We start from the raw sequence: 5,169 nt of genomic DNA, 5'->3' as shown, positions 1-5,169 counted from the left end.
ATGCCTTTATCGAAAATCGCATCCCTTCCACCGCGAAATGGGAATTCACGCCCGAAGGTCAGCACATAGAACTCGGCATTGCGGAGATGAACCTCATGTTGCTGCTGGGAGCTGCTGGCTTGAGCCACAGCGTTTTTGGCAAACGGCTGATCCCCATCGGAACGGTTTATGACCCCTTCGTGGCGCGCGGGCTCGATGCGTTGAACTATGCCTGTTATCAGGACGCACGTTTCATCCTTGTGGGCACACCTTCCGGCGTGACGTTGGCGCCCGAGGGCGGCGCACACCAATCTGTGGGCTCGCCACTGATCGGGATGTCTCAGGATGGGCTGGCATCGTTTGAACCCGCCTTTGCAGATGAGTTGGCCGTGATCATGCAATGGGCTTTCGACTATCTACAGCGCGACGGCGAGGGCGACCCGGATGAGCGGACATGGTTGCGCGATGAAACCGGGGGATCGGTCTATCTGCGTCTGACCACCAATCCGATTGAGCAGCCTGGGAAACGGAGGGATGAGGATTTCCGTCAAGGTGCCATCGATGGTGCCTATTGGCTCCGCAAGCCGGGGCCGAATTGTGAAGTGGTCATTGCTTATCAGGGAGCCGTTGCGCCGGAAGCGATCAAGGCAGCGGGTATAATCGGTGAAGCGAGGCGCGATGTAGGCGTTCTCGCCGTTACTTCGGCGGACCGCCTGAACGCGGGTTGGACTGCGGCGCAACGAGCGCGCTCGCGGGGAAACAAGGCAGCGCAGGCCCATATTGAAACCCTGATGACCGACTTGCCACCGCATTGCAAAGTCATCACCGTCATCGATGGTCATCCCGCAACGTTGTCATGGCTCGGCAGTGTTCAGGGGCATCAGACGGTTCCGTTGGGGGTCGAGCATTTTGGCCAAACTGGGACCATCGCTGATCTCTATCGCCACCACGGCATTGACGCGGCTGCCATCGTGGAACGGGTGAATGGTTTGACGGTCGGGAAAGAACTGAACCAAAGCATTTCGGATACGCACACCTACAACTGAGGTTTTGTGACCGATACCGTGGCTGTGATTGGCGGTTCACCGCCCTTATTGCAAAGTACACGAGCGGCCCACAGCTGCCGTTCGCGCCAAGATTGATGCCGCATCGCAGCTTCCCTAGAGCCGCTGTTGACTCGCCGAAAGGAATGCTATATGCAGGCTCGGTTCGTTGATGTTGTCTGGTGATAAAATAGCTCCACCAGCCCAAGTGTGTCCTCGATACTCTTTAAGAACGTTCACATTTTACTAACCTCTCTTGTCTAACCTAAGCTCCGTGTGCATGTATTGTGCACACAAAGGAACCGAAGCAGTGACTTACAATCCACGAAAAGCGGCGCAAACGATTGCATATTTTGCCCTTCAGTCGGGTGGATCAACTGTATCGGTCTTGAAGGCAGTGAAGTTAGTTTATCTCGCTGATCGTGAAAGTGTGAAGCGCAGGGGGCACCCGATTCAAGATGAATCCCGGGTATCCATGCCGCATGGTCCGGTAAACTCTATCACCTATGACTACCTTAGCGGCGCATATGATCCCGAGGGCGTGGGATGGGCTGATTTTCTCAAGGACCGCGAAGACCACAACGTGGGCTTGGCCAGCACCAACATATCTGTTGATGACCTTGATGAACTCAGCCAAGCGGAACTGGCTATCCTTGCGGACATCTGGACCCAGTTTGGCAGCATGAACAAGTGGGCTTTGCGCGACTGGACGCATGTGGCCGAAAATGTGCCGGAATGGAAAGATCCTAAAGGATCATCCCGCAAAATCAGTCTGCAAGAGATCATGAAGGCAGTGGGTGTGAACGAATCTGAAAAACGCGCTCGTGAATATCAGAGCCTTCAGAATGCCCAAGATATCCTGGCGTCGCTTTAGAGTTGGTTTATCGGAGAGGAACCCTGCTGGTCCCCTCTGGGCCAGACAAACATCTGTTCATTGTGTGCAATGACACATGTCAGCACGGCCTGAACCTTCTTGTAAATATCAGTTCATTCTATGATGGCTGCGATCGGACGTGTCTCTTGGATGTTGGTGATCATCCGTTTGTGAAGCACTTATCTTATGTCTTTTACGCCCAAGCCAAGATCAGTAAAGCGGACCAAATTCAACGCGGATTTAATAATAATGTCTTAATTCCACAGCCGGACATGGCTATTCAAGTGTTTAAACGCGTTGAGGCTGGCATCACGGTTTCTCCAGACACTCCTGGAAACGTTTTGAAGTATTTCCGTCAACTGTGAACGTTGCGCCATTTTGTGCGTGTGCCCTTTTACTTCGGCCTCCACCGAATTGCGCAACGGCAGTGAATGGCCGCTCTCCGCCCTACCTGTAGGTGGCCTAGGGTTCCGCGGCGCAATCCTGGCCGAGTGTCCGCTTCCTTCATCTGGCCGAGCTCGGTTCGCACGCGCAGAGAAGGTCCGGAATCCGCCCGTTGTGTCAATCGACGCGAACGGCCCATTGCCGACCTTCGTGCTAAACACGCCTAACGACCGCTGTAAGAACGGATTGGGCGTGATGGACACTAGTGTCGCGATTTTCTAAATCATGTCCAAAGCTACGGGTTATACGGAACCAGCATCAGAGGGCTTTTTGCGTCCTGGTGGTTCCGGAATATGGTCCCCTTCACTTCCCTCAATGATCCAGTTTGCCCATTGCCTGAGTGCGTTTCCTGTTCGTGCTTTGGATGCATCGGTCCAGTTCAAATTGAACTCGTCAGAAACGAAAGCACCCAACTCCGGACCAGAAAGATTCCCATTTTTCTTTAGTGCTTCTATACACTTGTTGATAGCTACTTCATTCTTTGCAGAGGTCCATACCGCTTCGCGAACTCCCCCAAACTTTGCAAGCGCTTGAGAGTTAAGTTTCGCAACATCATTTTCTACCTCAACAAGGTTGAACCGCTTCAACACGGAAACTGAATTCCTATAACCTGAAGAGTTGGCGTTCTTCACATCTGCATTTTGTTGGAGAACATCGAAGGCATCGCAGACACTCGCCGGCGATGCCATAGCAGAAAACACTTCACTACTTCTATAACGTCTCGCAACTTTTGAAACAACACTCCCAGAATCTTGCACAGTGAACCTTGGTCCTGAACGAGCCAAAAATCCTACCTGAATGAAGATATTGACGAACCTGTTCGTATAAATTCCCCAAGTTTTTTCTGTGAACTTCTCGCTTGGAAGGCAGTCTTTCAGCCCACTGAGGATTTCGGATTTTGCAATTGTTTGACCCGCATGGTTCCGATAGAGGTCAATTTTCAGAGAGTGTTTGTCGATCTTTATTCTAATTCTTGACAGGATACCTCGAACGGTTCTATCGGCCATGTCACGATGAAGCTTAAAAGAAGTTCCTTGCCTCTCAGCTACTCCAAACAGCACTAAGTCAGCACCAATATTCCAAACAGTTCGTTCATTAAGGCTTGCCTTCTTAGCGATACCCTCAGAGGTTTGAAATTGGTCCTTTTCTAACACTTCACCCACTTTAAGCATGGCTGTGATGTCGGATGAAGGGATATAGTTAAAGGGCACAACCGGCACGTTCCCAGATAACAGATAGTCTCTGAAGATATCCCAATACACGTTCAAGCGATCACCGCTCCTGATGACCAATCTTTTTGCAACGAGACCATTCACGGTTGCCACCCCTGAGATTTCAATGATCTCGCTCCAGTCCGCTGGCGCTTTGTCCGCGATGAGCTTTAGGCTGGCGAGTTCCCTTTGATCGAGCGTCTGGAGATCGTTCTCAAACAAGTTTCTGACATCCAGTTCTAAGAGGGTTGAGTTGGTTCCGTTCTGCTGGTCCTGGTTTTCATAAAGATGAATGCACAACTTTTTGAGCAGCCATGGAAAGCCTTGGCTTGAATGCGAAATTTGATGCCTGATTTCTGCAGGTAGCGTAAAATCGGCCTGTTTTTCAAATGCAGTGATTGCCTTGGCAATCTCCCCTTTGTTGAAGCTATTTAGCTTAAACTCTCTCCTGTGATCAGAAAGCTCGTGCCAGATATGGTAGGCGGGATGGTCCTGCTGCGTTGTACTGTCTGTCTTCCAAGCAAAGCCCAAGCCGATGGCTCCCTTGAAGGAGGCGACATCAATCATAAGGTCTTTTGCGGCTGTGAAAACACTGAATAGTTCAGGCTTCGAATAAAGCTCTTCGAACTGGTCGAAAATGAGACAAACAAACTTACCCTCCTTTTTTATGCTCTCCAGGTATTCAGATATGCTTGGAGAAGATAGGGGAGTGCTTGGATTTGAGAGCTGAATATCTATCTTTTCCCCAAAGCCGGATTTTTGTGCCTGCTCCAAGCACTTGATCAAGGAAGCGGAGACGTATGCGGGGTTCCGCGCGCCTCGCATGTCTACAGCAAACGTGAAAAGCTTCTTCTTATAGTGCTTGTTTTTGGTTCGATCTCGAACCTTGGCTACTAGCGAACTTTTTCCTAAGCCAGAATTCCCTGTAATGGCAAATATTCTGGTGGCATCGGTTGTCGTACGAGCATTTTCTAAGAAACTCAATATGTGCTTTTGTGTATCATCTCGACCGATGAAATCTTGCGGTCTAGCAGGACGATAATCATCCCACGATTCACCGGTTTGCACCTCAACCACGTTGGGTGGAGTATTATCGGCTACGTTCTTTGTTTCATCCAGAACGTCGATCCCAATCGCAACGTCATAGTCGCACAAGACGCTATCTAATGTAGAAATATTATTCAGTGTTTCGCTGTCCGATATCCGTTGGCCAGTTTTCGCTCCAAAAAAGATAACCCCATGAGGTGCTCCTCCCAAAAGAGTATAGGCAGCCCAAAATCGTCCAAACGGGGAAATCACAAGTGTCCACTCCCCAACAGCTTCACTTGATCCCGCAAACTCTGATGCCAATTCAGTTGGCGGGTCACATATTACGGATGCCTTTTTGAGCGATTGAACGATAAGATCGGGCGTGTAAAAGCTGAGCCGAGAAGCTTTTTCAGCGGGCTTCTTTTTCCACATTTCTACGAAACCCTTAGCTTCCTTTCCAAACTCAGCGGTCGAAACAAGCCATCCTTCAGCGTAGTCATAGGCGTCAACGGTTCCATTGAGCTGCCGAAGTATCGGGGCACCAATGTTTGCGGTCTGAGCCTTGCATTCAACGTAAATTTCCTTGCCG

The 5,169-nt window shown here is 50.3% G+C and carries 3 protein-coding genes and 1 pseudogene; 3 read left to right on the top strand and 1 reads right to left on the bottom strand.

Annotated features, from left to right (window positions below):
• The 3 genes and pseudogenes from BFV97_RS17020 to BFV97_RS18835 form a co-directional block, all read left to right on the top strand.
• Window positions 1-1,025 (top strand): annotated as a pseudogene (locus BFV97_RS17020) (transketolase); the annotation flags it as partial.
• Between the two features lie 307 nt (window positions 1,026-1,332).
• Window positions 1,333-1,896 (top strand): Panacea domain-containing protein, encoded by a 564-nt coding sequence (locus BFV97_RS17015; protein ID WP_083225706.1) that lies wholly within the window; start codon window positions 1,333-1,335, stop codon window positions 1,894-1,896.
• A gap of 146 nt (window positions 1,897-2,042) precedes the next feature.
• The gene (locus BFV97_RS18835) at window positions 2,043-2,261 is read left to right on the top strand and encodes a hypothetical protein (RefSeq protein WP_157888362.1); all 219 of its coding nucleotides are present in this window, start codon (window positions 2,043-2,045) and stop codon (window positions 2,259-2,261) included.
• A 321-nt stretch (window positions 2,262-2,582) separates the two neighbouring features.
• On the opposite strand, the gene BFV97_RS17010 is transcribed toward BFV97_RS18835, so the two are convergent.
• Window positions 2,583-5,169: nSTAND1 domain-containing NTPase (locus BFV97_RS17010; RefSeq protein ID WP_069301598.1), on the bottom strand; the 2,587-nt coding region annotated here is incomplete at its 5' end.

The organism is Neptunicoccus sediminis, from assembly GCF_001719615.1.
Lineage (GTDB): Bacteria > Pseudomonadota > Alphaproteobacteria > Rhodobacterales > Rhodobacteraceae > Amylibacter > Amylibacter sediminis.
This window is presented reverse-complemented; position numbering and strand designations above follow the sequence as displayed.